We start from the raw sequence: 2,532 nt of genomic DNA on the forward strand, positions 1-2,532 counted from the left end.
GTAAGCATACGCCGAGGACCGCGGCGAAGCTAAATCAGGCGGCGAGAGCGACCCGAGCGGCCTGCCAGTTCCACGGGAGCAACTCGTTGATCCGGCTGACGGGATGGTCTGCGATGCGGGCGAGGACGTCGGCGAGCCATGCCTGGGGATCGACGTCGTTGAGGCGACAGGTCTGGATCAGCGAATAAGCGACCGCCGCTCGCTGAGCACCTCGGTCGGAGCCGCAGAACAGCCACGCCTTGCGCCCGAGAGGTACGCAACGCAGCGACCGTTCTGCGGCGTTGTTTGAGAGGCAAACCCTGCCGTCGGTGAGGAAGCGGGTGAACGCGTCCCACCTACGCAGCATGTAGTTGATCGCCTTGGCGAGATCGTGGTTGCGCGAGATCCGGGCGAACTGTGCGTTCAGCCATTCGTGGAGCTCGGCCATCAGCGGCGCGCTGAGTTCTTGGCGGACGATGAGGCGCTCGGCCGAGCTCTTGCCGTTGATGCCGCGCTCGATGGCGAACAGGGCATCGAGCTTCTGTACGGCCTCAAGCGCGATCGGGTAGACGGTCCCGGCCTTCTCGCCGCGGCTCTTTCTGCGCGCCGCGCCCTCGACGTCGGCCAGCTCGAAGAATTTCCGCCTCGCGTGGGCGAAGCATCCAGCCTCGAGGATCGGCCCCGGCTGCCGGTTCGGAGCGTAAAGCTCGTTGTAGCCGCCATAGGCGTCCGCCTGCAGAATCCCCGTCCAGGCCGCAAGATGGCGCCGTGGATGATCGCCGCGCCGGTCGCGCGAATAGTAGAAGACGACCGAAGGCGGATCATTACCGCCGAAGGGTCGATCGTCGCGCACGTAGTCCCACAATCGCCCGGTGATGGTCTTGCCCTTGGCCATGATCGGCACGGTGGTGTCATCGCCGTGCAGGCGCTCGGCGGCCAGTGTGTGGGCCTCGATCAACTGATAGATGGGCATGAGCGCGAGACAGGCCGCGCCGATCTGGTCGGCGAGCGTCGAGACGCTGAGCGGCACGCCTTCGCTGGCAAAGCGCTCGGCCTGCCGGTGGAGCGGCTGATGCTGACCGTACTTGTCGAACAGCAGCATGGCGAGGAAGCTGGGGCCGGCCCATCCCCGCGGGGTGACGTGGAACGGGGCCGGCGGCTGCGTGATCTTCTCGCAGTCCCGGCAGGCGAACTTCTCGCGCACCGTCTGGATCACCTTCCACGAGCGCGGGATCACTTCCAGCGTCTCGGTCACATCCTCGCCGAGCTTGGAAAGCCGGTTGCTGCCGCACCCTGGGCACGAGCACGGCGTGGAAACTACGACACGTTCGCGCGGGAGGTGATCGGGAAACGGCTTCCTGACGGGCTTCTTGCGCTCGAACGCGACGACGGTGGTCGTCTTCGCCGCGGCAGCTTCGGCGGCGAGTTCGTCTTCCGCCGCGTCGGCTTCGAGATCCTCAAGCTCAAGCTCGAACTGTGCGAGCAGCCGCTCGGTGCGTTCGGCGCTGGCGCCATACTGCTCACGCCGCAGCTTGGCATTCTGCAGCTTGAGATGCGCAATCATCGCCTCGGCTGCGGTCTCGCGGGCGCGGGCATTGGCCAGAGCGGCCTCCGCTTCATCCGCCCTCTGGGTCGCCATCGCGAGCAACGCCTGAAGCGCTTCCACGTTGTTCGGAAGGGGCGAAACGACGGCTTCCATGAGAGGGAGTGAATCATCGTCAGCCCCTCCAATCAAGCCGGAAATGCGCCGACTTTACCAGCTATCCGGCACTCTGTGGCCGCCAGGAATACTGCGGGTTGCGCCAGTCGATCCCGTCGAGCAGGCAGGCAAGCTGCGAACTCGTCAGCGAGACCACACCGTCCTTCGCCGAGGGCCAGATGAAGCGGCCCTTCTCGAGCCGCTTGGCGTAAAGCGACATGCCGATCCCGTCGTGCCAAATGATCTTCACCAACGTGCCGCTGCGGCCCCGGAAGACCCAGAGATCGCCGGCAAACGGGTCGCGCGAGAAATTGTGCTGCACCATCGCGGCCAGGCTCTGCATCCCGCGACGCATATCGGTGTGGCCCATCGCGATCCACACCCGCGCACCCGCCGGGATCACCGCACCGCCTTCAGTGCTGCAGCCACCTGCGCAGGTGAGGCCGATGCGAAGATGCTCACCCGCTTACCGCGCGCCAGCTCGACAATCATCGCGGGTTGCAGACCTGGGCGGGCTGCTCCCTCGTCCTCCACGACCACAGCCTCAGCGAAGCTCGGCGCCGGCGACATGTCCGAGGTCGTATCGGCTTGCACTTCGCGGATCTTGCGCCGCCAAGTGTAGATCAATGCCGACGAGATATCGTGCCGTCGGCAAACCTCGGCGACGCAGGCCCCCGGCGAAAACGCCTCGGTCAGAATTTGCAGCCGCTCTTCTTCACTCCAACGCCGGCGCCGTACCGGCCCCGAAAACACCGTGATATGCCCCATCGACCGCTCCCAAGCGCACAAAAAGGAGCACGCTTAAGACCGATCGCTCCCCCGCCAAGCAAGGCGGGTCCCGCCGGACGATTACG

3 protein-coding genes are annotated in these 2,532 nt (G+C 65.6%); all 3 read right to left on the minus strand.

Going from position 1 to position 2,532, the window contains the following annotated elements; all coding sequences use genetic code 11:
• Positions 1 to 34: 34 nt before the first annotated feature.
• Positions 35 to 1,678: an IS66 family transposase gene (locus AX703_RS22560; RefSeq protein WP_062347433.1), complete on the minus strand. Its 1,644-nt coding sequence runs from the start codon at positions 1,676 to 1,678 to the stop codon at positions 35 to 37.
• Positions 1,679 to 1,739: 61 nt separating this feature from the next.
• A complete protein-coding gene (tnpB, locus tag AX703_RS22565) occupies positions 1,740 to 2,081 on the minus strand; it encodes an IS66 family insertion sequence element accessory protein TnpB (RefSeq protein WP_231735664.1) in 342 nt (113 codons plus the stop codon).
• Positions 2,078 to 2,446: a transposase gene (locus AX703_RS22570; RefSeq protein ID WP_062347435.1), complete on the minus strand. Its 369-nt coding sequence runs from the start codon at positions 2,444 to 2,446 to the stop codon at positions 2,078 to 2,080. The genes tnpB and AX703_RS22570 overlap by 4 nt, the downstream gene beginning before the upstream one ends.
• Positions 2,447 to 2,532: the final 86 nt, after the last annotated feature.

It is taken from the genome of Novosphingobium sp. CCH12-A3 (assembly GCF_001556015.1).
GTDB lineage: Bacteria > Pseudomonadota > Alphaproteobacteria > Sphingomonadales > Sphingomonadaceae > Novosphingobium > Novosphingobium subterraneum.

Excerpts from the sequence above, each read along its gene's own strand:
- AX703_RS22560 (WP_062347433.1), bottom strand. The coding sequence starts at position 1,678 with ATGGAAGCCGTCGTTTCGCCCCTTCCGAACAACGTGGAAGCGCTTCAG.
- AX703_RS22570 (WP_062347435.1), bottom strand. The coding sequence starts at position 2,446 with ATGGGGCATATCACGGTGTTTTCGGGGCCGGTACGGCGCCGGCGTTGG.